Raw genomic sequence first — 26,502 nt, 5'->3', positions numbered from 1 at the left:
GCTGTGCTGGTCGGTGAGGGGGGACGGGATCAGCGGGCTTCGAGCACCGCGGTGACGCCCAGGCCGCCGGCGGCGCACACCGAGACGAGCCCGCGCGCCGGGCGCCCGGTCTCGTCGGCGCGCTCGCGCAGCAGCTTGGCGAGGGTGCCCACGATGCGCCCGCCGGTCGCGGCGAAGGGGTGCCCGGCGGCCAGGGACGAGCCCGCGACGTTGAGCCGGCCGCGGTCCACGGTGCCGAAGGCGCCGTCCAGGCCGAGGCGCTCGCGGCCGAACTGCTCGTCCTCCCACGCCGCGAGGGTGCAGAGCACGGTCGCGGCGAAGGCCTCGTGGATCTCCACGAAGTCGAAGTCGTCCAGGGCCAGGCCCTGCCGGGCCAGCAGCCGGGGCACGGCGTAGGCGCCGGCCATGAGCAGCCCCTCGTCCCCGTGCACGAAGTCGACCGCGGCGGCCTCGACGTCCACGATGTCGGCGAGCACGGGCAGGGAGCGCGCGGCCGCCCACTCCTCGGAGGCGAGCAGCACCGTGGAGGCGCCGTCGGTGAGCGGGGTGGAGTTGCCGGCCGTCATCGTCGCCTCGGCGTCGAGGGACCTCCCGAAGACGGGCTTGAGCCCGGCGAGCTTCTCCACCGTGCTGTCCGGGCGCAGGTTGTTGTCCCGGGACAGCCCGCGGAAGGGGGTGACGAGGTCGTCGAAGAACCCGCGGTCGTAGGCGGCGGCGAGGTGGCGGTGGCTCGCGGCGGCGAGCTCGTCCTGGGCCTGCCGGGAAATGCCCCAGCGGGCGGTGGTGAGCGCCTGGTGCTCGCCCATGGACAGGCCCGTGCGCGGCTCCCCGGTGCCGGGGGCCACCGGCTTGAGGTCGGCCGGGCGCAGACCGGCCAGGGCCTTGAGCTTCTGCTGGGTGGTCCTCGCCCGGTTGAGCTGAAGCAGGGTGCGCCGCAGCCGTTCGCTGACCACGATCGGGGCGTCGGAGGCGGAGTCCACGCCCCCGGCGACCGCGGAGTCGATCTGACCCAGCCGGATCTTGTTGGCCAAGGTGGAGACGGCCTCCATGCCGGTGGCGCAGGCCTGCTGCACGTCGAAGGCGGGGGTGCGCGGGTCGAGGACCGAGCCCAGCACGGACTCGCGCGTGAGGTTGAAGTCCTTGGGGTGCTTGAGCACGGCGCCGGCGGCCACCTCGCCGATCCGCTCCCCGGCCAGGCCGTAGCGGGCGGCCAGGCCGTCGAGGGCGGCGGTGAGCATGTCCTGGTTGCCGGCGCTCGCGTAGGCGCCGTGGGCGCGGGCGAAGGGGATGCGGTTCGCCCCGACCACGACGGCGCGCCGGGCCACGCCGGTGCGCCCGGCGCCGCTGGGGACGGTGTGCTCGGCGGTGGGGTCGGCGGTCTGCTCGGGGGTGGACTCGGTCACAGGGGGCTCCTCGGTGCTGGTGTGATGACGGTCACGTCACGGACGATATTACCTGATACCCTGGGTATCGTGAAAGACGTCGACATCCCCGAACCCGCCCCGGAGCGGTCCGCGCCGGAGCCGGCCGTGGACGGCCGCTCCTCCCGCTGGGCCCGGCACCGCGCCCAGCGGCGGATCGAGCTGATCCGCACGGCCCGCAGCGCCGTGGACGAGCTCGGCGCGCAGGCCTCCATGGAGGAGATCGCGTCCGCGTGCCAGACCTCCAAGTCCGTGTACTACCGGTACTTCGGGGACAAGGCCGGGCTGCAGCGGGCCGTCGGCGAGTACACGGTGACCCGGATGCGGGACCGGCTGGAGGAGGCGGCCCGCGCGGCCGGCAGCTTCGAGGACACGGTCGAGGCGATGGTCGCCGAGTACCTTCTCAGCATCGAGCGCTCCGCCGCGGTCTACCGTTTCGTCGTCGCCCTGCCCCCCGACACCGGCCGCCCCCGCCACGAGCGGCACCGCGCCGAGCGCGGCCGCGGCGACCGGGCCCGCGGCGAGCGCCCCGGCGCGGAGGAGGCCCCGGCCGGGGCCGCCGGGGAGCGCTACGTCATCCAGGAGTTCGTGGAGTCCGTCACCGCCCTGCTGGCCCAGGCGCACGTGCGCCACTCCCCCGCCGGCGGGCGCCTGGCGGAACCGGTGCTCCGCTACTGGGCGGCGTCCACGATCGGCATGGTCCGCGGCGCCGGGGAGGCATGGATGAGCACCCCGGCCGGGACGGACCGCCCCTCCCGCGAACGGATGACGGAGCTCATCGTCGGCTGGGCCGTCAACGGCCTGCGCCCGCCCGGGGGGCCCGTGCCGGATCCGCCCGACGCCTGACCACCGCCCCGGGCCGGGCCGACCCCGGCCGGCCCCACCACCCCGTGACCGCACCGGCCACCGCCGGTCACCCACGACAGGAGCGAGCATGACCACCACCGTCGACCGACCCGCCGAGACCGACCGCACCGACTCCCCGGCACCCGCCGTGGACGTCGCCGCCCTGGGCGAGGTCCTGCTCGGGCGCTGGGCCGGGATCCGGCGCCAGACCCGCCGGATGCTGCTGGACGAGCGGCTGCACCACCGGGAGAACCTCAGCTACCAGGAGCACCGCGAGCGCGTGCTGGGCCAGCTGCACCTGCTGGTCGAGCACGGCGCCATGAGCCGCGGGTTGCCGGAGGAGTACGGCGGGCACAACGACCCCGGCGGCAACGTCTCCGGCTTCGAGGAGCTGCTGCTCGGCGACCCCTCCATGCAGATCAAGGCCGGGGTGCAGTGGGGCCTGTTCGGCTCCGCCGTGCTCAACCTCGGCACCGAGGAGCACCACCGCCGGTGGCTCGCCGACATCCGCGACCTGCGGATCCCGGGGGTGTTCGCGATGACCGAGATCGGCCACGGTTCCGACGTGGCCTCGATCGGCACCACCGCGACCTACGACCCCGCCACCGAGGAGTTCGAGATCCACACGCCCTTCAAGGCGGCGTGGAAGGACTACCTCGGCAACGCCGCCGTGCACGGGCGCGCCGCCGTGGTGTTCGCGCAGCTGGTGACGCTGGGCGTCAACCACGGGGTGCACGCCTTCTACGTGGACCTGCGCGACGAGGACGGCCGGTTCCTGCCGGGCGTCGGCGGCGAGGACGACGGCCACAAGGGCGGGCTCAACGGCATCGACAACGGCCGGCTGCACTTCACCCGGGTCCGGGTCCCGCGCACCCACCTGCTCGACAAGTACGGCCGGGTGGCCGCCGACGGCTCCTACAGCTCGCCGATCGCCAGTCCCGGGCGCCGGTTCTTCACGATGATCGGCACCCTGGTGCAGGGCCGGGTCTCCCTGGACGGGGCCGCGGTGCTGGCCAACAAGGCGGCGCTGACCATCGCGGTGCGCTACGGCAGCGAGCGGCGCCAGTTCAACGCCTCCTCCGACGTCCGGGAGGAGGTGCTGCTGGACTACCAGCAGCACCAGCGCCGGCTGCTGCCCCGCCTGGCCGAGACCTACGCCATGAACTTCGCCCACCAGGAGCTGCTGGAGAAGTACGACGCCGTGTTCTCCGGGCGGGAGGACACCGACGAGAACCGCCAGGACCTCGAGACGCTGGCCGCGGCCCTGAAGGCGCTGTCCACGTGGAGCGCCCTCGAGACCGTGCAGGAGTGCCGGGAGGCCTGCGGCGGCGCCGGCTTCCTCACGAAGAACCGGCTGACCTCCCTGCGGCACGACCTCGACATCTACGCGACGTTCGAGGGGGACAACACGGTGCTGCTGCAGCTCGTGGCCAAGCGGCTGCTCTCCGACTGGGCGGACGAGTTCAAGCAGGTGGACGTGGGGGTGATGGCCCGCTACGTGGCGGGCCGGGCCACCGAGGCCACCTTCCACCGATCGGGCCTGCGCAAGCTGGGACAGGCGTTCCGCGACACCGGGGACGTGCGCCGCTCGGTGAACGCCCTGCGCGAGGAGTCGGCCCAGCACGCGCTGCTGACCGACCGGGTGGAGACCATGGTCGCCGAGATCGCCGAGAACCTGCGGCCCAGCGCCAGGCTGCCCCGCGCGGAGGCCGCGGCGCTGTTCAACGAGAACCAGCACCGGATCATCGCCACGGCGCGGGCGCACGCGGAGCTGCTGCAGTGGGAGGCCTTCACCCGGGGGCTGGCCCAGGTGGAGGACCCGGGCACCCGCACGGTGCTGACCTGGCTGCGCGACGTGTTCGGGCTGCGGCTGATCGAGAAGAACCTCGCCTGGTACCTCTCCTACGGCCGGCTGTCCATGCGGCGCGGGCGCAGCCTCGACGAGTACATCGACCGCCTGCTGGCCCGGCTGCGCCCCCACGCGCTGGACCTGGTGGCGGCGTTCGAGCTCGCCCCGGAGCACCTGCGGGCCGAGATCGCCACGGGGATCGAGGCCCGGCGCCAAGAGGAGGCCGCCGAGCACTACCGCCGGCTGCGCGCCTCGGGCGACGCCCCCGTCAAGGAGCGGGCCCCCCGCCGGGAGGCCACCACCCCGGGGGCCGGGGCCGCGGGCGAGAAGACGGCGGAGGAGGCCAAGGACGAGCGGCGCAAGGAGCGCCGCGCCGAGAAGCAGGCGGAGCGGCGCACCGAACGCAAGCACGAGCGCCGGCTCGAGCTCAAGCCGCGGAAGGTCGCGGCGAAGCGGGCCGCGGAGGCCGGGACCGCCGAGGACCCGGCGACCCGGGCCCCGGAGGACCGGTCGACGGCCGACGCACCGGGGGCGGGAGGCCCCGCACCCGTCGCCGAGGTGCCGCAGCAGGCCTGAGCCGGGCGCCCGCACCGCCGGCACGGCCGTCGGCGCGACGACGCCGCCCCTGGGGGTCCCGGGGCGGCGTCGTCGGGCCGTCCGGCCGCGGCGGGGGCTCAGCGGCGGGGTGCGTCGCCCCCGGTGCGCGCCGCCCCGGCGAGGAGGCCGTCGATCTGGCCCATGGCCTCGCGCATGCCCTCCTCCATGCCCATGGCGAGCATCTGCTCGAGCTGCCCGGCGCTCTCGAAGGTGGAGCGGGTGGTCATGCGGGTGCGCCCGCCGAGGTCCTCGAGGGTGACGACGGCGTGGGTGGCGCCCATGGCCGGGTCGGGCTCGCCGTGCTCGTCGGCGAAGCCGTCGTCGAACTCGAGCCGGCGCGGGGCGTCCACGGCGGTGACCGTCCACCAGCCGGCGGCCTTCTCCCCGTCGGGGCCGGTCATGTAGTACCGGCAGCGTCCGCCCTCCTGCAGCTCGTGCTCCACGAAGGTGGCGGGCCACTCGGGCGGCCCCCACCAGCGCTCGAGCCGGCGCGGGTCCTCCCACACCTGCCAGACCTGCTCGACACTCGCGTCGAACTCGGCCACGAAGGTGAGGGCCAGCGCCTCCACGTCCTTCTGCACGTCGATGACCGGCATGTCCTGGTTCCTTCCTACTCGGCCCCCCGGTCCCCGGGGAGCACCTCCTCGGCGAGGAGGTCGTCGATGCGGTGTGCGCGCCCGCGCCAGAGCTCCTCGTAGGACTCCAGCAGCCGGGCCGCCCGACGGAGCGTGTCCGGCGCGGCGTGCACCACCTGCTCGCGGCCGCGCCGCTGCTTGGTGACCAGCGCGGCCCGCTCGAGCACCGCCACGTGCTTCTGCACCGCGGCGAAGCTCATCGCGTAGTGCCCCGCCAGCGCGGAGACCGACTGCTCCTGCCGCAGCACCCGCGTCACGATGTCCCGCCGGGTGGCGTCCGCCAGGGCCTGGAAGAGGCGGTCGACCTCGTCGTCCGTCAGCTCATGTTCTACAACCATTTGGTTGTACATTAGGCTAGGTGTCCTCGGCGGGCAAGGGGTTCGCCGTCACGGTTCGGCAACGGCGGCCCGGACGGGCGGCTCAGAACAGTCCCGCCGGTCCGGTGAGGCGGCGGTGCAGGCCGTGGGCCACGACCGTGTTGCCCAGGGCGTTGAGGTGCTTCAGGTCGCCGGCGACCAGCGAGCGCGGCGGCAGGCCCAGGGCCAGCCACCGGCGATCCTCCGGCGAGTCGCCGATCCGGTAGGGGCGCAGGACGGGCAGCGCCCACAGCCGCGGGTCGCGCAGGTCCGCCATCGTGTCGTGGTGGGCCGGCCCGTACTCCGCCCGGTAGGCGGCGTTGACGGCGCGCACCTGCTCCCAGCCCGCCGTGCCGCGGCGGTCCCGCCAGGTGTGCCAGTGGCCCAGCACCACCGAGCGCGCGGGCTCCACCGCCCAGGCCGCGCGGGTGTCGGCGAGCACCCGGGCGGGGTCCTCGATGTTGTTCTTGCCCGTCCAGAGGAGGTGCACCTGTCCGCGGTGGCGGCTCTCCAGGTCGGTGTGCCACCAGCTGCGGGGACCCGGGCCGAGCTCGACCGCGGGCCCGGGCACGTGTCGCCGGAGGACCACCACGCCCTCCCGGCCCGGCGCCGCCCGGATCGAGCAGGACACCCCGCCGACGGTGCCGGGCAGCGGGGCCGCGCCGTCGGGCGCCCGGCCGTCCGCGGTGGGGACGACCACCTGCCCCTGGGCCGGCAGCCTCCAGCCCTCCGCGCTGAGGTCGGGGCGGTAGGGGTGGTCGTAGCTGCGCATCGCCAGGGTCTGCCAGGACTCGTCCCCGCCCACGGCCCGGCAGGCCCCCGGCACGCCCAGCAGCCGCGACAGGAGCGCGTCGATCCGCACCGGGGCGTAGCCGGGCGGGTGCTCGTCGTACCGGGCGCTGGCGGCCGAGGAGGAGCCCCACAGCACGAAGCCGGGACCCTGCGCCCCCGGCCGGACCAGGGCGCCCCCCAGGGCCCCGGAGACGGCCAGCAGCGCACCGGAGCGGACGAGGGAGCGGCGGGAGACAGCCATGTTCCCCAATGTAAAGAGTGGTCGCGGCCGGACGGCCCGGTGTGACGGATCGTGATCGCCCCCACTTCCGGGGATGGCCCGGGTCCCGCCGGGGAGCTTCGGGGGACACGGCGGCGCCCGGCCGCCGGCGGCCCTCAGGCCCAGGCGGCGTAGTCCTCCGGGGACACCGCGTCCGCGACGATGACGGTGACGTTGTCCCGCCCGCCGGTGCGCAGCGCGGCCTGCAGCAGGACGTCGGCGGCCTCCTTGGGGTGCGGCACCGAGCCCAGCACCCGGGCCATGTGGGCGGGGCTGAGCTCGTTGGTCAGCCCGTCCGAGCACAGCATCAGCCGCTCCCCCGGCCGGGCGGGCAGCACCCACACGTCCGGCTCCCACACCTGGCCGGTGCCCAGGGCGCGGGTGATCACGTTGCGCCGCGGGTGCACCAGCGCCTGGGCGGAGGTCAGCTGGCCGATCGAGACCAGGTACTGCACCTCGGAGTGGTCCACGGTGAGCTGCGCCAGCCCCGGGGTGCCGTCGTCCTGTCCCGCCCCATCGGGGGGCGGCAGGAGCCGGTAGGTGCGGGAGTCGCCCGTGTTGAAGACGACCCAGAACATCCGCCCGTCCAGCCGCGCCAGCCACACCCCGGTGACGGTGGTCCCGGCCCGGCCCTCGCACGCGCTCTGGATGTGCTGGTCCGCCTGCCACAGCACCGAGCGCACCCGCCGCACGGCCTCGATCGCGGAGTCGGGGATCTCCGGGTCCAGCCGCAGCTCCCGCTCCACGGTGGCGCGGAACCGGGCGATGTCCTGGGGCGGGTCCGGCTCCGCCACCGCCAGCTCCCGGAAGTCCTCCAGCTGGAACAGCGGGGACGCCCCGAGCGTGCGCACGCACAGGGCGCTCGCGACCTCCCCGGCCTCGTGCCCGCCCATCCCGTCCGCCACCGCGCACATCGTGGCGGTGACCACCAGGGCGTCCTCGTTGGACTCCCGGCGCAGACCGCGGTCGGTGGCCGCCCCGGCCCGGATGACGAGGGGTGCGCTCATTCGAAGTCGACCTCCAGCCCGGGGCCGGCGCCCTGGGCGAGCGCGACGGGCTGGACGTCGCCGAAGCCCCGGACGTTGCGCGTGGGCTGCGGGAGGAGGATGAAGCGGTCGTCGCCGGAGAGCACGGCGGCGGTCGAGGCGTCCACGAGCACGGAGCCCGGCTCGGTGAGCGCCACGAGCCGGGAGGCCAGGTTCACCGTGGGTCCGTAGATGTCCCCCAGCCGCGGCAGCACCCGGCCCCAGACGAAGGCCACCCGCGCCTGCGGGAGCTCGCGGTCGTCGCGGATGGCGCGCGAGAGGGCCAGGGAGATCCGTGCTCCGCCCTGCGGGGTCTCGGCCAGGAACATGACCTCGTCCCCGATGGTCTTGATCAGGCGCCCCCCGCCCACGGCGATCACCTCGGCGCAGCGCTGCTCGAAGCGCTGCACGAGGTTGGCCAGGGTGCGCTCGTTCATCTGCCGGGACAGGGAGGTGTAGGAGACGAGGTCGGCGAAGCCGACCCCGCGCGCGAGCGGGAGGATGGAGGAGGGCCCGTCCTCGTCGACCGCGCCGGTGGCGGTCGAGCCGTCCGGGCGCTCCACGCGCATCGCCAGCCGCTGCACGGCGGCGTTCATCTGGCGCCGCCAGGAGTAGACCAGCAGGTTCTCGATGGCGTCGATGAGGTCCGGGAGCAGGTGCAGCAGCTGCCGGCGCGCGGCGGCGTCGGTCATGCCGCCGTTGACCACCATGTCCTCGACCAGGGCCTCCACTTGCCACACGACCATGCGGTCGGTCATCTGCCCGATCGAGCGGACCAGGGACAGGGCCGCCTCCTCGGTGACCTTCTCCTCGAGCACCATCGTGGAGAGCACCCGCAGCGCCTCGGAGTCCTGCTCGGTGAACCACACGTCGTCGTCGGTGAGGTTCGGGAAGCCCAGGGCCCGCCACACCTTGCGCGAGGACAGCAGGGACAGCCCGCCCCGGCGCGCGGCCTCGCGGCGGCGCAGCACGCGCTCGGAGCCCAGGAGGGTCCGCTCCAGGGCCTGGACGGCCGCCTTGGACTCGTCCGAGCGGTAGAGGTTGGCCTGCACCGGGTTGTGCAGGTTGAGGTTCAGCTGCTCCGTCTGCGGGCCGAGCGCCGGCTCGTCCCGGTCCTCCGGGTCCTCGTTGGCCACGCGTCACTCCTGTTCCTGGGGGACGGTCCGCCGGCCCCACGGCCGGCGCGAAAGGACGGACGGGTCCGGGCGTGGCGCCACGACCCCGTCCTGCCCCACTCTAGTGGGACGCCGCTCCCCCGCGCCCCCGCCGGGCCCCTCCGCGCGCTGCTCGTCCGCGGCGCGCCGGATCAGCTCGGCCAGCCGCTCGGCCTCCGGGGCGTGTTCCAGGCGCAGCCCGCCCAGGGGGCCGAAGTCGGCCACGACGCGCCCGTCGCGCCGGCCCAGGGACGGGCCCCGGGGCCGCTCCACCACGGCCCGCCGCAGCTGCTCCAGCGGCAGCGCCACGTCCCGCCGAAGCCCGCCCGGGCGCAGCAGCACGAGGTGGCGGGTGGTGAGCACGTAGCGCGTGCGCCACCAGCGCAGCAGCGGGCGCACGCACCAGCGCAGGATCCCGGCGGCCGCGGCCACCAGCAGGAGGACGTCGAGCGCGGCGTGCAGCGTGGTCCAGGGCTCCGCCACGGGGCGCCAGCGCAGCTCGAGGGCCCGCTGCGCCAGGGAGAGCGCGAAGACCACGAGCAGCAGCACGAGGAAGGGGCGCAGCAGCCGCGCGCCGTGGGCCCGGGTGGCCACGAGCACCCGCTCGCCGGGCTGCAGGGCGGGCCGGGCGGGCACGGTCAGACCGTCCCGGGGGCGGCCGGGCGCAGGTGCACGACGTCGCCGGCGGTCACCTCGTGCTCCGCGCCGGCCGCGTCGCGCAGCAGCAGCCCGCCATGGGCGCCGAGGCCCACGGCGGTGCCCGTGAGGGGCTCGGCGCCGCCGGGCAGCTCGGCGCGCACCGAGCGCCCGAGGGTCTCCATCCGGTCCTCGACCGCGCGGCGCAGCGGCCCGCCGGGCCCCGTGGCGCCGGCCGGGTCCGCGCAGAACTGCCGGTAGCGGGGCACGAAGGCGGCCAGCACGGCCTCGAGGACGGCCGCGCGCGCCACGTCCCGCCCGGTGGACCGGCGGACGGACGTGGCCGTGACCACCGGCAGCTCCTCCTGGGCCACGTTGATCCCGGTGCCCAGGACCACGGCCGGGGCCCGGTGCGGGTCCAGGACGAGGCCCGCCAGCAGGCCCGCGACCTTGCGCCCGTCGACGAGCACGTCGTTGGGCCACTTGATCCGCGCCTCGGCGCCGGCCACGCCCTCCAGGGCCTCGACCACGGCCGCGGCCATCAGCAGGGTCAGCCACGGGAAGCACGGGGTCGGCAGCGGCCGTCGGCCGGTCCCGGCCGGGCGCAGCAGGACGCTGAAGGTCAGGGCGGTGCCGGGCTCGGTGGTCCACACCCGGTCCAGCCGGCCGCGCCCCGCGCTCTGGTGGCCGGTCAGCAGGAGGGACAGGTCCGTCCACGGCCGGGCGGGGTCCGCTCCGCGGGCCTGCCGGGTGACGGCCGCCGTCAGCTGCTCGTTGGTGGAGCCGACCTCGTCGAGGACGTCGATCCGCCCCGCGCCCAGGGCCTCCAGGGCGGCGAGCACGGCGGGGTCGCGCAGGTCGGCGGCAAGGGGGTCGGGCACGGCGCTCCTCGGGTCGGCGGTCTCCGGCGCCGCGGGCGGGCCGGTGCTGTCCGCCCGGGCGCGCTCCGCGTAGTGTCGGGTTCCGTCCACACTAGTAGCCGCGCCGCCCGGGAGCCGCCCGGGGGCCTTCCCGCCCGGTGGCGGAGGGCCGCGGCACGTCCTCCAGGAGTCATCGTGAGCGCAGCCGAGAACCGCACGACGTTCGCCGTCACCTACGTCTACGGGGGCCCGGCCGACGTCCTGGCCGCCCGCCGGCCCGAGCACCGGGCGTACCTCGGCGGGCTCGTGGCGCAGGGCCACCTCCTGGCGTCCGGGCCGTACGACGACGACGGCCCCGCCGGGGCGCTGCTGGTGTTCGCCGCCGCGGACGCCGCCACGGTCGAGCGGCTCACCGACGAGGACCCGCTGGTGCGCCACGGGGTGGTCACCGAGCGGACCGTCCGGCCCTGGAAGGTGGTCCTCGGCCGCGTGGGCTGAGGACCCGGCGCCCCCGCCCGGATTTTGTAGGACTCCTACAACAGGGGGCGCCCCGGCCGCGGACTAGAGTGGGCAGGTCCCCTGGCCGCCCCGACCGGGCCGCCCGGCCCGCCGGCTCGGCCGCGTACCAGACCACGAGGTGCTTGTGATCCACGACCTGACGACCACCGCCGGCAAGATCGCCGACTTCCACGACCGCCGGGCCCGCTCCGAGGCCCCCGCGGGGCAGGCGGCGATCGACAAGCAGCACGCGCGGGGCAAGAACACCGCCCGCGAGCGCGTCGAGCTGCTCCTGGACGAGGGCTCCTTCGTGGAGTTCGACGCGCTGGCCACCCACCGCTCCACCGCCTTCGGCATGGACGCCAAGAAGCTGCCCGGGGACGGCGTGGTCAGCGGCTACGGCACGGTGGACGGACGCCTGGTGGCCGTCTACTCCCAGGACTTCGCGGTCTTCGGCGGGTCCCTGTCCCAGGTCAACGGCGAGAAGATCGTCAAGGTGCAGAAGTTCGCCCTGCGCAACGGCTGCCCGGTGATCGGCATCAACGACGGCGGCGGGGCCCGGATCCAGGAGGGCGTGGCCTCCCTGGCCATGTTCGCCGACATCTTCAACATGAACGTGCGCTCCTCCGGGGTGGTCCCGCAGATCTCCCTGATCATGGGCCCGTGCGCCGGCGGCGCCGCCTACTCCCCGGCCCTGACCGACTACATCGTGATGGTCGACAAGACCTCGCACATGTTCATCACCGGGCCCGACGTGATCCGCACCGTCACGGGCGAGTCCGTGGACATGGAGACCCTCGGCGGGGCGCGCCAGCACAACACGACCACGGGCACGGCCACGTACCTGGCCGAGGACGAGCAGGACGCCTTCGACTTCGTGCACGAGCTGCTCGAGTTCCTGCCGGCCAACAACCTGCAGGAGGCGCCCTTGCTGGACCACGACCAGGAGGACGAGGTCACCGACCTCGACGCCGCGCTGGACGCCCTGGTCCCGGACTCCGCCAACCAGCCCTACGACATGCGCACGGTGATCGAGGCCGTCGTGGACGACGGGCACTTCCTGGAGATGCAGGCGCTCTACGCGCCCAACGTGATGATCGGCTACGCCCGGGTCGAGGGGCACACCGTGGGGATCGTGGCCAACCAGCCCATGCAGTTCGCGGGCACGCTGGACATCGCCGCCTCCGAGAAGGCCGCCCGCTTCGTCCGGCACTGCGACGCGTTCAACGTCCCGATCCTCACCCTGGTGGACGTGCCCGGCTTCCTGCCCGGCACCGACCAGGAGTTCAACGGGATCATCCGTCGCGGCGCGAAGCTGCTCTACGCCTACGCGGAGGCGACCGTCCCGCTGGTCACGCTGATCACCCGCAAGGCCTACGGCGGGGCGTACATCGTGATGGGCTCCAAGAAGCTCGGGGCGGACGTCAACCTGGCCTGGCCCACCGCGCAGATCGGCGTGATGGGCGCCCAGGGCGCCGTGGAGATCCTCTACCGCCGCGACCTCAAGGCGGCGGCGGACGGCGGGGAGGACGTCGAGGCGCTGCGCGCCGAGCTGGTGCAGAAGTACGAGGAGAGCCTGCTCAACCCCTACCAGGCGGCCGAGCTCGGCTACGTGGACGCGGTGATCTCCCCGTCCGAGACCCGGGTGCAGGTGCTCAAGGCCCTGCGGGCGCTGCGCGACAAGCGCGCCACGATGCCCGCCAAGAAGCACGGGAACATCCCGCTGTGAGCGCCCCCGAGCCCGTGCAGGGCGCCCCGGCGCTGCGCTTCGTGGCCGGCAACCCCACCCCGGAGGAGGTCGCCGCGGTCACGGCGGTGCTGCTCGCCCGCGACGCCGGGGGCGGGTCCTCCGCCGCGGGCGCGCCGGGCCGGCGGGACCAGTTCCGCCGCATGCGCCTGGGGATGCGCCTGCGCCCGGGCCGCGGCGCGTGGCGGCGGAGCAAGCCGGAGGAGTGACCCCGCCGGCGGGGCACCGCGTCCGGCCGGCGGCTGCTCGGGGCGTCGAGGACCCGGCACTACTGTGGCGTGCATGAGCACCTCACGGCCCGGCCCCCCGTCCTCCGCCGCCCCGGCCGCGCTCGGCGCCGGGCACCGGGAGCCCACGGCCGTCGACGCCGTGGCCGAGCGCTGGTTCGGGCGCGCCATGGAGCTGGACCCGGCCCAGGCCACCGTGCACGGCTTCCCCGGCCGCGAGACCGAGTACCGCGACTTCGGCCCCGAGGGCCTGGAGGCCCGCGCCGCGGCCGTGCGCCAGACGCTGGCGGAGCTGGCCGGCCCGGTCCCCGCCGACGACGTCGACCGGGTGACCGCGCACGCGCTGCGGGAGCGGCTGGGCCTGGAGCTGCTCCTGCACGAGGAGGGGCTGCGCGGCGGGGAGGTCAACAACATCTCCTCCCCCGTGCAGGAGATCCGGGACGTCTTCGACGACCTGCCCCGGCGCACCCCCGAGGACTGGGCGCACATCGCCGGGCGGCTGCGCAACGTGCCCGCGGCCGTGGACTCCTACGTGGCCGGTCTGCGCCTGGCCGCCGCCCGGGGTCGCTGCGCCTCCGGGGTCCAGCTGCGCAACGCCGCCCGCCAGTGCGAGGGCTACGCCGCCGACCGGGGCTTCTTCGCCCGGCTCGCCGGCGGCCCGCACGTGCCCGAGGGGATGCACCGGGAGCTCGCCGAGGCGGCCGTGCGGGCCCGGGACGCCTACCACCGCCTCGCCCGGGTGCTGAGCGAGGAGCTCGCCGCGCACGCCCCGCACGCGGACGCGGTGGGCCCGGACGTCTACACCCTGCGCCTGCAGGAGTTCCTCGGCGCCGTCCTGGACCCGGCGGCGGTCTACGCGTGGGGGGTGGAGCAGCTGCGCACGGTCGTGGCGGAGCAGGAGGCGCTCGCCCGGCGGATCGCCCCCGGGGCCACTCCGGCCGAGGCCATGGCGGCCCTCGACGCGGACCCGGCCCGTCGGCTGCACGGCACCGACGCGCTGCAGGCGTGGATGCAGGACCTCTCCGACGCCGCCGTGGACGCCCTCGCGGGCACCCACTTCGAGTTCACCGGGCCCATGCGCCGGCTCGAGTGCCGGATCGCGCCCACCCACGACGGCGGCATCTGGTACTCGATGCCCAGCGCGGACTTCTCCCGGCCGGGGCGCATGTGGTGGTCGGTGCCCGAGGGCACCGGGACGTTCACCACGTGGGAGCAGACCACCACCGTGTACCACGAGGGCGTCCCGGGCCACCATCTCCAGTTCGCCACGGCGCTGGCCAACTCCGGGGAGCTCAACCGGTGGCGGCGGATGGGCGTGTGGGTCTCCGGCCACGGGGAGGGGTGGGCGCTGTACGCCGAGCGGCTGATGGACGAGCTCGGCCACCTCCAGGACCCCGGGGATCGGATGGGCATGCTCGACGCCCAGCGGCTGCGGGCCGCGCGCGTGGTCTTCGACGTGGGCTTCCACTGCGGGTACCGGATCCCCCGGGAGCTCGGCGACGCCCTGGGCGGCGCCCGCGCCGGTGAGGTGTGGACGCCCGAGGACGGCTGGCGGTTCCTGCGCTCGAACATCGTGATGCAGGACCCCATGCTCCGCTTCGAGTGGATGCGCTACATGGGCTGGCCGGGCCAGGCCCCGTCGTACAAGGTCGGCCAGCAGCTGTGGGAGCAGGCCCGGGAGGCCGCACGGGCCGCCGCGGGCCCCGGCTTCCGGCTCAAGGACTTCCACTCGCGGGCCCTGCGGCTCGGCTCCGTGGGCCTGGACACGCTGGCCTACGCGCTGGACCTGTGAGGCCCGCCACAACTTCGTCACATTTCGTCATCGTCATTCGGTGTTGTATATTCCGCAGGCCTATCGTGGGCACATGATTTCCGCAGAAAGCAATCGACGCCTGCCCCGGTGGCTGACCTCCTTCGGGCCGCAGATCGTGCTCGCCCTCCTCCTGGGCGTGGTGCTGGGGAGCGTCGCCGACCGCCTCGGCGGCGACCCCGACACGGACCCGAACTGGCTCATGACCGCCCTGGACACCATCGGCACGAGCTACGTGAGCCTGCTCAAGGCCGCCGTGGTGCCCCTCATCGTGACCGCGGTGATCTCCTCGATCGCCAACCTGCGGGAGGTCTCCAACGCCGCGCGCCTGGCCTGGAAGACCCTGCTGTGGTTCGGCATCACCGCCCTGATCGCGGTGACGGTCGGGCTGGTGCTCGGCCTCGTCGTCGAGCCCGGCGCGGGCACGGGCGCCGCCGCCCCCGCCGAGCAGTACTCCGGGACCCAGGGGTCGTGGCTGGCCTTCCTCACCGGCCTGGTGCCCGCCAACTTCCTGGGCCTGCAGGTCTCCTCCACCGTGGTGGACCCGGAGACCGTGCAGACCGCCCTGGGCTTCAACGTGCTGCAGGTCCTCGTGGTCTCGGCCGCCGTGGGCATCGCCGCCCTCAAGGTGGGCGAGCCCGCCGAGCCCCTCCTCGCCGTCGTCCGCGCCGCGCTGGCCGTGGTGCAGAAGGTGGTCTGGTGGATCATCCGCCTGGCCCCGCTGGGCACCCTGGGCCTGATCGGCCGGGCCGTGTTCGAGTACGGCTGGACCTCGATGGGCGGGCTGCTGACCTTCGTGGCCACCGTCTACGCCGGTCTGCTGATCGTGGCCTTCGTGGTCTACCCCGTGCTGGTCAAGGCGCACGGGCTCTCCGTCCGGCAGTACTTCTCCGGGGTGTGGCCGGCCGTGCAGCTGGGCTTCGTCTCCCGCTCCTCGGTGGGCACCATGCCCCTGACCCAGCGCGTCACCGAGCGGAACCTGGGCGTGCCCCGGGCCTACGCGTCCTTCGCCGTGCCCCTGGGCGCCACCACGAAGATGGACGGCTGCGCCGCGATCTACCCGGCCGTCGCCGCACTGTTCGTCGCCCAGTTCTACGGGATCGACCTGGACGTCACCCACTACGTGCTCATCGCCCTGGTCTCCGTGCTGGGCTCGGCGGCGACCGCCGGCACCACCGGGGCCACCGTGATGCTCACCCTGACCCTGTCCACCCTGGGGCTGCCGCTCGACGGCGTGGGGCTCCTGCTCGCCGTGGACCCGATCATCGACATGGGCCGCACCGCGCTCAACGTGGCCGGCCAGGCCCTGGTGCCCACGATCGTGGCCCGTCGCGAGGGAATGCTCGACCGGGCGCTCTACGACGCCCCGCGCAGCGGCGACCCGTTCGTGCCCGAGGCCCCGGCCGACGGCGCGGAGCCCGCGGGGACCGCCGAGCCGGCCGCGGCTGGCACCGCCCGCTGACCGTCCCGACCCGCCCCTCGTTCGTCATGGATGCCTCCCGGGCTACGCTGGGCACCGGCACGAGACCTGGGTCACAGCGGAGCACGGGGAGGGCGCATGGGCGCAGCGGTGGAGGGGCCGACGGCGGACCCGCTGCTGCGGCTGTCCTGGGCGCGGTCGCTGAGCCACCTCGCGGCACCCGAGCGCAGCGCCCCGCGCATGGTGCTGGACCGCACGGACCTCCGGGAGGCCGGCGCTCCGCTGCGGGCCCTGCTGCCGGTGCTGGACGAGCTCCTGACCCCCCTGGCCGAGGACACCGGTCTCGTGGTGGCGGTCACCGACCCCGGCGGCGTGCTGCTGCGGGTCAGCGGCAGCGCACCGACCCGCCGCCGCGCGGAGGACATGGGCTTCGTGGCGGGCGCCGACTGGTCCGAGCACGCCGTGGGGACCAACGCCCCGGGCACGGCCCTGGTGCTGCGCCGGCCCGTCACCGTCCACCGGGAGCAGCACTTCTACCCCGAGGCACGGCCGTGGTCCTGCACCGCGGCCCCGCTGCTGCACCCGCTCACCGGTGAGCTGCTGGGAGCGGTGGACCTCACCGGCGGGGACGTCGCCGCCGACCCCGCCGTCCGGGCCCTGGTCGGCGCGGCGGTGCGCGCCGCGCGGGCCGAGCTGGCCCTGGCGCTGCGCCGCGAACCGCCGGCCCGCACCCCGCTCCCCGCACCGCCCGCCGTCCGGTCCGCCCCGCCCCGCGCGGCACCGCCCGCGCCCGTCCCGCCCGCCTGCCTGCGCGTGCTCGGCGACGCGCCGCCGGCCCTCGTCCTGGCCGGGGGCGCCCTCGAGCTCACCGAGCGCCACGCCGAGATCCTGCTGGCGCTCTCCCGGGCCGGCGCGGGCCTGAGCACCGCGGAGCTGTCGGCCCGGCTGTGGGACGGCCGCGCCCAGGAGGCCACGGTGCGGGCCGAGGTGCTGCGCCTGCGGCGGCTGCTGGACTCCCGGGGCGGGCCCGTGATCGCCTCCCGCCCCTACCGGCTGTGCGCCCCGCTGCCCTCGGACGCCGCCCGGGTGCTCGAGCTGCTCGAGCGCGGCGCCCACCGGCGGGCGCTGCGGGAGTACTCCGGCGCGCTGCTGCCGCACTCCGAGGCGCCGGCGGTGGTGGCGCTGCGCCACCGCCTGTCCGGGCTGCTGCGCGAGGCGGTCCTCACCGACGGTTCCGCCGAGGCCGTGCGGCAGTACCTGGACCTGCCCGAGGCCGCCGACGACGCCGAGGCGTGGGCCCTGCTGCTGCGCCTGCTGCCGGCCCGCTCCCCCGCCCGGGCCCGGGCGGTGCTCGAGCTCGAGCGGCTGCGCGCCTGACCCGCCCACACGGCACGGCGGCCGCCGCAGTCCCCGCGGACCCGGCGTGCCGCCCCCGCGGGCGGCGTGCAACGTGCGTGCAACGTCCGCCTGCGTAGCGTGAGGCACGTCACAGCACGGCGGTGGGCCGGCCCCGGCAGGGCCCGCCCACCGCCGCCCGACGCACCGTCCCGCACAAGGAGCGAGTCACCATGAGCGTTGAAACGCAGTCCCTCACCACCGTCTACGCGCAGCCGGGCACCGAGGGCTCGAAGGTCACCTTCAAGCCCCGCTACGAGCACTGGATCGGCGGCGAGTGGGTGCCGCCCGTCAAGGGCCAGTACTTCGAGAACATCTCCCCGGTCAACGGCAAGCCCTTCACCGAGGTGGCCCGCGGCACCGCCGAGGACATCGAGGCCGCCCTCGACGCCGCCTGGGCCGCCGCCCCCGCCTGGGGGAGGACGTCCGTGGCGGAGCGGGCCCTGGTGCTGCACCGGATCGCCGACCGGATGGAGCAGAACCTGGAGATGCTCGCCGTGGCCGAGACCTGGGACAACGGCAAGCCGGTCCGGGAGACCATCAACGCCGACATCGCCCTGGCCGTCGACCACTTCCGCTACTTCGCCGGCGCGATCCGCGCCCAGGAGGGCACGCTCTCCCAGCTGGACGACAACACCACCTCCTACCACTTCCACGAGCCCCTCGGGGTGGTCGGGCAGATCATCCCCTGGAACTTCCCGATCCTCATGGGCGTGTGGAAGCTGGCCCCAGCCCTCGCGGCGGGCAACGCCGTGGTCCTCAAGCCCGCCGAGCAGACCCCGGCGTCGATCATGGTGCTCATGGAGCTGATCGCGGACCTGCTCCCGCCCGGGGTGGTCAACGTGGTCAACGGCTTCGGAGTGGAGGCGGGCAAGCCGCTGGCCTCCAGCCCGCGGATCCGCAAGATCGCGTTCACCGGGGAGACCACCACCGGCCGGCTCATCATGCAGTACGCCTCCCAGAACATCATCCCGGTCACCCTGGAGCTCGGCGGGAAGTCCCCCAACATCTTCTTCGAGGACGTCGCCGCCGCCCAGGACTCCTTCTACGACAAGGCGCTCGAGGGCTTCGCGTTCTTCGCCCTGAACCAGGGCGAGGTCTGCACCTGCCCGTCCCGCGCCCTGATCCAGGAGGGCATCTACGACCGGCTGCTGGCCGACGGCGTGGAGCGCGTGCAGCAGATGGTCCAGGGCAACCCGCTGGACCTGAACACCCAGGTCGGCGCGCAGGCGTCCAACGACCAGCTGCAGAAGATCCTGTCCTACATCGACATCGGCCGGCAGGAGGGCGCGAAGGTCCTCGTGGGCGGCGAGCGCAACGTCCTGGACGGCGACCTCGCCGAGGGCTTCTACGTGTCCCCCACGGTGTTCGAGGGACAGAACTCGATGCGCATCTTCCAGGAGGAGATCTTCGGGCCGGTGCTGTCCGTGACCCGCTTCTCCGACTACGCCGACGCGATCCGCACCGCCAACGACACCCTCTACGGCCTCGGCGCCGGCGTGTGGGCCCGCAGCGGCAACCTCGCCTACCGGGCCGGGCGGGACATCGAGGCCGGGCGGGTGTGGGTGAACCAGTACCACAACTACCCGGCCCACTCCGCCTTCGGCGGCTACAAGTCCTCCGGCATCGGCCGCGAGAACCACCTGATGATGCTGGACCACTACCAGCAGACCAAGAACCTGCTGGTCTCCTACTCCGAGGACGCCCAGGGCTTCTTCTAGGCCGACCGCCGCGGCGCGCGCCCCGGCGCGCGCCGCGACCCGATCCCGTGACCGTTCCGCGCAAAGGAGCACCCATGAACACCCAGCAGGCCCCGGCCGCCCGGCCGACCACCGACACCGCCGCGCCCGGCACCATGACCGCCGCCGTCGTGACCGCCTTCGGCGCGCCGCTCGAGGTCAAGGACGTCCCCGTCCCGCAGCCCGGCCCCGGGCAGGTCCTCGTCCGGCTCGTCGCCACGGGGGTGTGCCACACCGACCTGCACGCCGCCCACGGGGACTGGCCGGTCCAGCCGACCCCGCCGTTCGTCCCCGGCCACGAGGGCGTGGGCCGGGTCGTGGCCCTCGGCCCCGGCGTGGGGGACCTCGCGGAGGGCGACCTCGTGGGCAACGCCTGGCTCGCCTCCGCGTGCGGGCACTGCCGCAGCTGCCGCACCGGCTGGGAGACCCTGTGCGAGCAGCAGGTCAACGGCGGCTACAGCATCGACGGCTCCTTCGGCCAGTACATGGTCGTGGACGCCCGCTTCGCGGCCCGCATCCCCGAGGGCGCCGACCCCTACGAGGTGGCCCCGGTGCTGTGCGCCGGCGTCACCGTCTACAAGGGCCTGAAGGTGACCGAGGCCCGGCCCGGCCAGTGGGTGGTGATCTCCGGGATCGGCGGGCTGGGCCACCTGGCGGTGCAGTACGCGGTGGCCATGGGGCTGCGCGTGGCGGCGGTGGACGTCGCCGACGACAAGCTCGAGCTGGCCCGCCGGCACGGCGCCGAGGTGACGGTCAACGCCTTCGCCGAGGACCCCGCCGAGGCGGTGCAGGCACAGATCCCGGGCGGCGCGGACGCCGTCCTGGTGACCGCCGTGCACCCGGCCGCGTTCGGGCAGGCCATCGGCATGGTCCGCCGCGGCGGCACGATCGTGTTCAACGGCCTGCCGCCGGGGGACTTCCCGGCGCCGATCTTCGACATCGTGCTCAAGGGCCTGACCATCCGCGGCTCGATCGTGGGCACGCGGCAGGACATGGACGAGGCCCTCGACTTCTACGCGCGGGGCCTGATCCACCCGACCTACAGCACCCGCCCGCTGGAGGACGTGAACGCGGTCCTCGACGAGATGCAGCAGGCGAAGATCGAGGGCCGCGTGGTCATCGAGTACTGACCGGCCGCCGGGAGCGGGCCCGCCCGCTCCCCTCCGGACCCGAGGGGCCGCTCCCCGGCACGGTACCGTGCCGGGGAGCGGCCCCTCGGCCGTGCCCTCCCCCTCGCGCCCGGGGCACCCGGGGCGCCGGGGGCGGCGAGCCGGGGTGCGTATCCTGGAGCGGTGACTCCCCGCCTCGTCCTCGCCTCCCGCTCCCCCGCCCGCACCAAGCTGCTGGCCGACGCCGGGATCGCCCACGACCGGCTCGTCTCCGACGTCGACGAGGACGCCGTGGTGGCCGAGCGCGGCGTGACGGAGCCCGAGGAGACCGCGATGGTGCTGGCCCGGGCCAAGGCGGAGGCGGTGGCGGCGCTGCCCGCGGCGGCCGGCGCCCTGGTGATCGGCTGCGACTCGGTCTTCGAGCTCGACGGCGAGGTGCACGGCAAGCCCCTCGACGCGGCCACGGCCACGGCCCGGATCCGCGCGATGCGCGGGCGCTCCGGGGTGCTCCACACGGGCCACTGGCTGGTGGACACCCGGGACCCGGCGCAGGGCGGCAGCGGCTTCAGCGGCGGGGCGCCCGCCGCGGCCGAGGTGTTCTTCGCGCCGATGTCCGACGACGAGGTCGCGGCCTACGTGGCCACCGGCGAACCCCTGCACGTGGCGGGGTCCTTCACCATCGACGCCCTGGGCGCGGCGTTCGTGGAGCGCGTGGAGGGGGACGTGCACGCCGTCGTCGGGCTGAGCCTGAACACCCTGCGCACGCTGCTGGGCCGGGCGGGGGTCTCCGTGCCCGAGCTGTGGGCGGCGCACCGCTGAGCGGAGCCCGGTCTTTGTAGGAGTCCTACAGAAACGGCGCCGCATTTCCGGCCGTCCGCCGAGCGGTTGGGCGATTGCCGACGGCGGGGAATACAGTGCATCCGAGGATTTCGACAAGGAGTGAGACGTGACCGGTAACTACCCCGCGGACGGCGCCATCCGCCCCATCACCAAGGTGCTCGTGGCCAACCGCGGCGAGATCGCGGTGCGCGTGATCCGCGCCGCCCGGGACGAGGGCATCGCCTCCGTGGCCGTGTACGCCGAGCCCGACCGCGACGCCGTGCACGTGCGGATGGCCGACGAGGCCTACGGGCTGGGCGGGTCCACCGCCGCGGACTCCTACCTGGTGGTCGACAAGATCCTGGACGCCGCCGCCCGCTCCGGCGCCGACGCCGTGCACCCGGGCTACGGCTTCCTCTCCGAGAACGCCGACTTCGCGCTGGCCGTGCTCGAGGCCGGCCTGACCTGGATCGGCCCGCCGCCGGCGGCGATCGCCAAGCTCGGGGACAAGGTGGCCGCCCGGCACATCGCCGAGAAGGTGAACGCCCCGCAGGTCCCCGGCACCACCGACCCCGTCGGCTCCGCCGAGGAGGTCCTCGCGTTCGCCGACGAGCACGGGCTGCCCCTCGCCATCAAGGCCGCGTTCGGCGGCGGCGGCCGCGGGATCAAGGTGGTGCGCGACCGCGCCGACATCCCCGAGCTCTACGAGTCCGCCGTGCGCGAGGCCACGGCCGCGTTCGGGCGCGGCGAGTGCTTCGTGGAGCGCTTCCTGGACGCCCCGCGGCACGTGGAGACCCAGTGCCTGGCCGACGCCCACGGCAACGTGGTGGTCGTCTCCACCCGCGACTGCTCCCTGCAGCGGCGCAACCAGAAGCTCGTGGAGGAGGCGCCCGCCCCCTTCCTGTCCGAGGAGCAGAACCGCCTGCTCTACGAGTCCTCCAAGGCGATCCTGAGGGAGGCCGGCTACCAGGGCGCGGGCACCTGCGAGTTCCTCGTGGGCCGGGACGGCACCATCACGTTCCTGGAGGTCAACACCCGGCTGCAGGTCGAGCACCCCGTCTCCGAGGAGGTCACCGGCATCGACCTGGTCCGGGAGCAGTTCCGCCTGGCCCGCGGGGAGGCCCTCGGCTACGACGACCCGACGGTCCGGGGCCACTCCATCGAGTTCCGGATCAACGGCGAGGACCCGGGCCGGCACTTCATGCCCTCCCCGGGCGGCATCACCGCCCTCGACCTGCCGGGCGGGCCCGGGGTGCGCGTGGACTCCGGCGTGCAGGCCGGCGAGACCGTGGGCGGGAACTTCGACTCCATGCTCGCCAAGCTGATCGTCACCGGCGCCACCCGGCAGCAGGCGCTCGAGCGCTCCCGCCGCGCCCTGGCCGAGCTGCGCATCGAGGGCATGCCCACCGTCGTGCCCTTCCACCGCGCGGTGGTGGCCGACCCGGCCTTCGCCCCGGTCGACGGCTCGCCCTTCCGCGTGCACACCCGCTGGATCGAGACCGAGTTCGACAACACCATCCCGCCGTTCGAGGGGGTCCCGCAGGCCGGGCCCGAGGCCGAGGAGCGCCAGGCGATCGTCGTGGAGGTCTCGGGCAAGCGCCTCGAGGTCGTCCTGCCCGCGCTGCCGGGCGCGGCGAAGCCCAACGGCACCGCGGCCAAGCCCCGCAAGTCCAGGTCCTCGCGCGGGGGCTCCGCCGCCGCGGGCGGGGACAGCCTGAGCTCCCCGATGCAGGGCACCATCGTGAAGATCGCGGTGGACAACGGCGACGAGGTCGCCGAGGGGGACCTCGTGCTCGTGCTCGAGGCCATGAAGATGGAGCAGCCGCTGACCGCCCACAAGGCGGGCACCGTCTCGGGGCTCTCCGTCAACCCCGGGGACACGGTCTCGGCCGGCACCGTCCTGGCGACCATCTCCTGACCACCACCGCCTGACCACCACGACGGGGAGCTGTCCATGAGCACACGGCCGGCCACCGGGCGCTGCCTCGTGGACCTCTCCGCCCAGGACCGGCTGCGCCGCGGCGTCCCCGAGCGGGCGCCGCGGCTGCGGGTGCTGTGCTGCCCGCCCGCGGGAGCCGCCGCCGGCTACTGGCGGTTCCTGGTCCGCGAGGACGTCCACGTGCTGGGCGTGCAGTACCCGGGCCGGGAGTCCCGGTTCCGGGAGCCCGCGGCGCCCTCGGTCCGGGCCCTCGCCGCGGAGGCGGCCGCCGCCGTCGCCGCCGCACCGTGGGCGCCCGCGCCCGGGACGACCGACGGGGCGCCCGCCGACGTCCCGCTCGTGGTCCTGGGCCACAGCATGGGCGCGTCCGTCGCGGCCGAGCTCGCCTCGCTGCTCGAGCACCGGGAGGGGATCCGGGTCGCGCTGCTCGCGCTGTCCGCGAAGTCCGCCCCGGGCGCCGCCGAGGATGCGGGAGCCGGTCCGGACGAGGACCTGCGGGCCGGGCTGGACCCGCAGGCCCCGGGCGCGGACGAGGCGATGGCCCGGTGGCTCCGGCGACTGGGCGGCACCCCCGAGGCGGTCCTGGCCCACGCCGAGCTGCTGGCCCTGCAGCTGCCCGCCCTGCGCGCGGACCTGCGGGTCTCCATGGCCCACGACCGGCTCCCCGCCCCGGTCGGGGCGCCCCTGCTGCTGCTGCGCGGCACCGAGGACGACACCGTGGACCGGGCCGGCCTGGACGCCTGGCGTCCCGTCGGCACCGGGCCCGTCCAGCGGCGGGAGTACCCCGGGGGCCACCACCCGCTCGCCGACCACCGGGACCGCCTGCTCGAGGACCTCCTGGCGTGCGCCGCACCCGGCCGGTCCGGGTGAGTCCCGCCGGGTGCACCGGTGACGGTGCGCACGGGGCGGTGAGCACGCCGTGCTGAGCGCGCCGTGGCCGGCGTCCCGTCGTGCGCCGGGCGTTCCGGGCGGGCCGTGGTGACGCGGCTCCCGCCGGGCGTGCCCGGTGCGGTCGAGCTGCCGGTGCCGGGCGCCGCCGCGGACGTGCGCGTGGTCCTCGCCCGCGTGGCCGCACTGGCCGGCTGGGCGGAGTCCGTGCGGGACTGCCTGGACGAGGAGGAGCGGGCCCGGGCCGCGGCGTTGCGCCACGACGCCGACCGGCAGCGGTTCGTGGTCGCCCACTGCGTGCTGCGCCACGAGCTGGCCGCCCGCACGGGCGCGGCCCCGGAGGCCCTGCGCCTGGGTCCGCCCGTCCCCGCCCGGGGCCCCCGGCCCAAGCCCCGGCTCGAGGACCACGCCCTGTGCTTCTCCCTCTCGCACAGCGGCGACCTGGTGCTCGTGGCCACCGCCGAGCGCGAGGTGGGCGTGGACGTGGAGCACGTCCAGGACCCGGCCGGCGCCGAACAGGTGCTCCCCCTGCTGCACCCTGCCGAGATCGCCGCCCTGCGGGCCTCGCCCGCCGCGGACCGGCCGGCCGCCGTGACCACGGTGTGGGCGCGCAAGGAGTCGCTCCTCAAGGCCCTGGGGTCGGGGCTGTTCCGCGACCCCTCCGTGGACGAGGTCGGGGCGGGACCGTCCCCGCGGCGGCCGGTCGCGGGGTGGCGGACCCTGGACCTGGCGCTGCCGCCGGGTCCCGGCCCGGACGGCGAGGACGCGCGGGCGGCGCTGACCGTGCGCGTTCCCCCCGGACCGCTCCGACGCCCTCTGTGGTGATCCGCTCCTGCGCGGTGATGCGCTCCTCTGCGGAGTGACGCCGCCGCGGGTGACGCTGCCGCGGCCCGGCCGCCACTGCCGCGGCGGGACCGTGTCCGAATCGTGTCCGTCATCTTCGCAAATCTTGGTCGATCGATCCTGACCTGCGCTTACTTTGGTGACGTCGCATCAGACATGGGGCTCGACGAGACGTTCGGGGGAACGTGCCGCGGGCCGACACCAGCCGCGAAGCGGTCCCCGCTTCCATCCCGGATGGGACATCACCATGCGAAGAACTCCCAGTGCAGCCCAGGTCGCCGCCGTTACGGCAGGCCGTTCCGCCCCACGAGCCCTGCCGTAGCAGGGACCCCACCGACGTCGATCGCGCCCGCCTCGCTGCCCGGCACCGCACTCGGTCATCCGAGACGGTGCCCCGCAGGACGAACACCCTTCTCGACCGGCATCCCGGCAGGAGATCCCCTGCGGCACCGGTCACCCCAGCGATGCGCCGACCCGGACCCGAAGCGCCGTCCCTCGGCGGCCCCACGGGTCGAGCGCACGACCACAGAACGAGGGACACCATGCCCATCATCCGGCATCCGCACCAGTTCAACGAGCCGAGCCTGTTCATCGACCTGGACGGCGTGCTCAGCCACCACCTCTACCTGAAGATCGAAGGGTTCAACCTCGCCGGCTCGATCAAGCTCAAGCCCGCCGTCGAGATGGTGGAGCGGGCCGAGCGGGAAGGGAGGGTCGGCCCCGGCTCCGTGCTCGTGGAGTCCTCCTCGGGGAACCTCGGCGTGGCGCTCAGCATGATCGCCGCCAGCAAGGGGTACCGCTTCGTGTGCGTGATCGACCCGCGCTGCAATCCCGCCACCCGGCAGCTCATGGAGTCCCTCGGGGCGCAGGTGGACCTGGTCACCGAGCCGGATCCCGTCGAGGGTCTCCTCGGGGCCCGCCTCCACCACGTCCGGGAGCTGTGCGCGTCCGACGACCGGTACGTCTGGCTCAACCAGTACACCAATCCCGGCAACTGGGGAGCGCACTACCGCCGGACGGCCCCCGAGATCGCCGCGCAGTTCCCGGAGCTGGACGTGCTGTTCGTCGGCGCCGGGACGACGGGCACCCTAATGGGGTGCGCCCGGTACTTCCGGGAGCACCGCCCCGACGTCCGGATCGTCGCGGTCGACGCCGTGGGCTCAGTCACGTTCGGCGGCCCGCCCGCCACCCGCCTGATCCCGGGGCTGGGGATGAGCGTGCGACCGCCCCAGCTCGACGAGTCCCTGGTCGACGACGTGGTGCTCGTCGAGGAGCTGGACACGGTGCGCACCTGCCACCGCCTGGCCGGGCACGGGTTCCTGCTCGGCGGCTCCACCGGGACCGTGGTCCACGGCGCCATGACCTGGCTCACCGACCACCACGCCCGGGACGTCACCGCGGTGGCCATCTCTCCCGATCTGGGCCGGCCGTACCTGGACACCATCTACCAGCCCGACTGGGTGCTCGACCACTTCGGGGCCGCGGCGCTCGCCCGCGACGACGCGCCGGAGGCGCCGGGCCGACGACCCGGCCCGGCGCCGCAGCCACGGCGCCGGGCAGCCGCACCGGCGACCGATTCCGTGGCCACGTCCTCCCGCAGGAGCCCCTCGCAGTGAAGAAGCTCGCCGGAACCCTTCC

At 75.0% G+C, this 26,502-nt stretch carries 23 protein-coding genes; 15 read left to right on the top strand and 8 right to left on the bottom strand.

Features of this window, described 5'->3' with window-relative positions; translation table 11 throughout:
• Positions 1 to 29: 29 nt before the first annotated feature.
• On the bottom strand, positions 30 to 1,403 hold the full coding sequence (locus ACWCOM_RS06035) for an acetyl-CoA C-acetyltransferase (RefSeq protein WP_454547836.1): 1,374 nt from the start codon (positions 1,401 to 1,403) through the stop codon (positions 30 to 32).
• 69 nt (positions 1,404 to 1,472) lie between these two features.
• Here ACWCOM_RS06035 and ACWCOM_RS06030 point away from each other — a divergent pair, with 69 nt between their 5' ends.
• Positions 1,473 to 2,267 carry a TetR/AcrR family transcriptional regulator gene (locus ACWCOM_RS06030; protein WP_454547835.1) on the top strand — a complete coding sequence of 265 codons (795 nt, stop codon included), beginning with the start codon at positions 1,473 to 1,475 and terminating at the stop codon, positions 2,265 to 2,267.
• An 88-nt stretch (positions 2,268 to 2,355) separates the two neighbouring features.
• A complete protein-coding gene (locus tag ACWCOM_RS06025) occupies positions 2,356 to 4,692 on the top strand; it encodes an acyl-CoA dehydrogenase family protein (protein ID WP_454547834.1) in 2,337 nt (778 codons plus the stop codon).
• Between the two features lie 98 nt (positions 4,693 to 4,790).
• Here the strand turns inward: ACWCOM_RS06025 and ACWCOM_RS06020 are convergent, their stop codons facing one another.
• The 7 genes from ACWCOM_RS06020 to ACWCOM_RS05990 form a co-directional block, all read right to left on the bottom strand.
• Positions 4,791 to 5,309, bottom strand: a complete 519-nt coding sequence (locus ACWCOM_RS06020; protein ID WP_454547833.1) for an SRPBCC family protein — start codon at positions 5,307 to 5,309, stop codon at positions 4,791 to 4,793.
• A gap of 14 nt (positions 5,310 to 5,323) precedes the next feature.
• Positions 5,324 to 5,686, bottom strand: a complete 363-nt coding sequence (locus ACWCOM_RS06015) for an ArsR/SmtB family transcription factor (RefSeq protein WP_454547832.1) — start codon at positions 5,684 to 5,686, stop codon at positions 5,324 to 5,326.
• Positions 5,687 to 5,768: 82 nt separating this feature from the next.
• Positions 5,769 to 6,737 (bottom strand): hypothetical protein, encoded by a 969-nt coding sequence (locus ACWCOM_RS06010; protein WP_454547831.1) that lies wholly within the window; start codon positions 6,735 to 6,737, stop codon positions 5,769 to 5,771.
• Positions 6,738 to 6,871: 134 nt separating this feature from the next.
• Positions 6,872 to 7,762 (bottom strand): PP2C family protein-serine/threonine phosphatase, encoded by an 891-nt coding sequence (locus ACWCOM_RS06005; protein WP_454547830.1) that lies wholly within the window; start codon positions 7,760 to 7,762, stop codon positions 6,872 to 6,874.
• Positions 7,759 to 8,916 carry an adenylate/guanylate cyclase domain-containing protein gene (locus tag ACWCOM_RS06000; protein WP_454547829.1) on the bottom strand — a complete coding sequence of 386 codons (1,158 nt, stop codon included), beginning with the start codon at positions 8,914 to 8,916 and terminating at the stop codon, positions 7,759 to 7,761. Before ACWCOM_RS06000 ends, ACWCOM_RS06005 begins: the two co-directional genes overlap by 4 nt.
• Positions 8,917 to 8,919: 3 nt before the next feature.
• Positions 8,920 to 9,570, bottom strand: coding sequence for a hypothetical protein (locus ACWCOM_RS05995; protein ID WP_454547828.1), 651 nt, complete (start codon positions 9,568 to 9,570; stop codon positions 8,920 to 8,922).
• Positions 9,571 to 9,572: 2 nt separating this feature from the next.
• Positions 9,573 to 10,451 carry a biotin--[acetyl-CoA-carboxylase] ligase gene (locus tag ACWCOM_RS05990; protein WP_454547827.1) on the bottom strand — a complete coding sequence of 293 codons (879 nt, stop codon included), beginning with the start codon at positions 10,449 to 10,451 and terminating at the stop codon, positions 9,573 to 9,575.
• Between the two features lie 174 nt (positions 10,452 to 10,625).
• On the opposite strand from ACWCOM_RS05990, the gene ACWCOM_RS05985 reads away from it, so the two are divergent.
• From ACWCOM_RS05985 to sbnA, 13 genes are all read left to right on the top strand, one after another.
• Positions 10,626 to 10,928: a YciI family protein gene (locus tag ACWCOM_RS05985; RefSeq protein WP_454547826.1), complete on the top strand. Its 303-nt coding sequence runs from the start codon at positions 10,626 to 10,628 to the stop codon at positions 10,926 to 10,928.
• Positions 10,929 to 11,073: 145 nt separating this feature from the next.
• Complete coding sequence (locus tag ACWCOM_RS05980) at positions 11,074 to 12,657, top strand: acyl-CoA carboxylase subunit beta (protein ID WP_454547825.1); 1,584 nt, start codon at positions 11,074 to 11,076, stop codon at positions 12,655 to 12,657.
• Positions 12,654 to 12,884, top strand: coding sequence for an acyl-CoA carboxylase subunit epsilon (locus ACWCOM_RS05975; protein WP_454547824.1), 231 nt, complete (start codon positions 12,654 to 12,656; stop codon positions 12,882 to 12,884). Before ACWCOM_RS05980 ends, ACWCOM_RS05975 begins: the two co-directional genes overlap by 4 nt.
• 73 nt (positions 12,885 to 12,957) lie before the next feature.
• The gene (locus ACWCOM_RS05970; protein WP_454547823.1) at positions 12,958 to 14,694 is read left to right on the top strand and encodes a DUF885 domain-containing protein; all 1,737 of its coding nucleotides are present in this window, start codon (positions 12,958 to 12,960) and stop codon (positions 14,692 to 14,694) included.
• A gap of 73 nt (positions 14,695 to 14,767) precedes the next feature.
• Positions 14,768 to 16,174, top strand: coding sequence for a dicarboxylate/amino acid:cation symporter (locus tag ACWCOM_RS05965; protein WP_454547822.1), 1,407 nt, complete (start codon positions 14,768 to 14,770; stop codon positions 16,172 to 16,174).
• Positions 16,175 to 16,270: 96 nt separating this feature from the next.
• Positions 16,271 to 17,509 carry a transcriptional regulator gene (locus tag ACWCOM_RS05960; RefSeq protein WP_454547821.1) on the top strand — a complete coding sequence of 413 codons (1,239 nt, stop codon included), beginning with the start codon at positions 16,271 to 16,273 and terminating at the stop codon, positions 17,507 to 17,509.
• Positions 17,510 to 17,700: 191 nt separating this feature from the next.
• Complete coding sequence (gene exaC, locus ACWCOM_RS05955; RefSeq protein ID WP_454547819.1) at positions 17,701 to 19,248, top strand: acetaldehyde dehydrogenase ExaC; 1,548 nt, start codon at positions 17,701 to 17,703, stop codon at positions 19,246 to 19,248.
• 74 nt (positions 19,249 to 19,322) lie between these two features.
• Complete coding sequence (adhP, locus tag ACWCOM_RS05950; protein ID WP_454547818.1) at positions 19,323 to 20,396, top strand: alcohol dehydrogenase AdhP; 1,074 nt, start codon at positions 19,323 to 19,325, stop codon at positions 20,394 to 20,396.
• 162 nt (positions 20,397 to 20,558) lie between these two features.
• Positions 20,559 to 21,194: a Maf family protein gene (locus ACWCOM_RS05945; protein WP_454547817.1), complete on the top strand. Its 636-nt coding sequence runs from the start codon at positions 20,559 to 20,561 to the stop codon at positions 21,192 to 21,194.
• Between the two features lie 127 nt (positions 21,195 to 21,321).
• Entirely contained in the window at positions 21,322 to 23,112 is a 1,791-nt protein-coding gene (locus ACWCOM_RS05940) for an acetyl/propionyl/methylcrotonyl-CoA carboxylase subunit alpha (protein WP_454547816.1), read from the top strand.
• Positions 23,113 to 23,148: 36 nt separating this feature from the next.
• Positions 23,149 to 24,003: a thioesterase II family protein gene (locus tag ACWCOM_RS05935; protein WP_454547815.1), complete on the top strand. Its 855-nt coding sequence runs from the start codon at positions 23,149 to 23,151 to the stop codon at positions 24,001 to 24,003.
• Positions 24,004 to 24,111: 108 nt separating this feature from the next.
• On the top strand, positions 24,112 to 24,846 hold the full coding sequence (locus ACWCOM_RS05930; RefSeq protein ID WP_454547814.1) for a 4'-phosphopantetheinyl transferase family protein: 735 nt from the start codon (positions 24,112 to 24,114) through the stop codon (positions 24,844 to 24,846).
• A gap of 560 nt (positions 24,847 to 25,406) precedes the next feature.
• Positions 25,407 to 26,480, top strand: coding sequence for a 2,3-diaminopropionate biosynthesis protein SbnA (sbnA, locus tag ACWCOM_RS05925; RefSeq protein WP_454547813.1), 1,074 nt, complete (start codon positions 25,407 to 25,409; stop codon positions 26,478 to 26,480).
• Positions 26,481 to 26,502: the final 22 nt, after the last annotated feature.

It is taken from the genome of Kocuria sp. KH4 (assembly GCF_053711175.1).
This window is presented reverse-complemented; position numbering and strand designations above follow the sequence as displayed.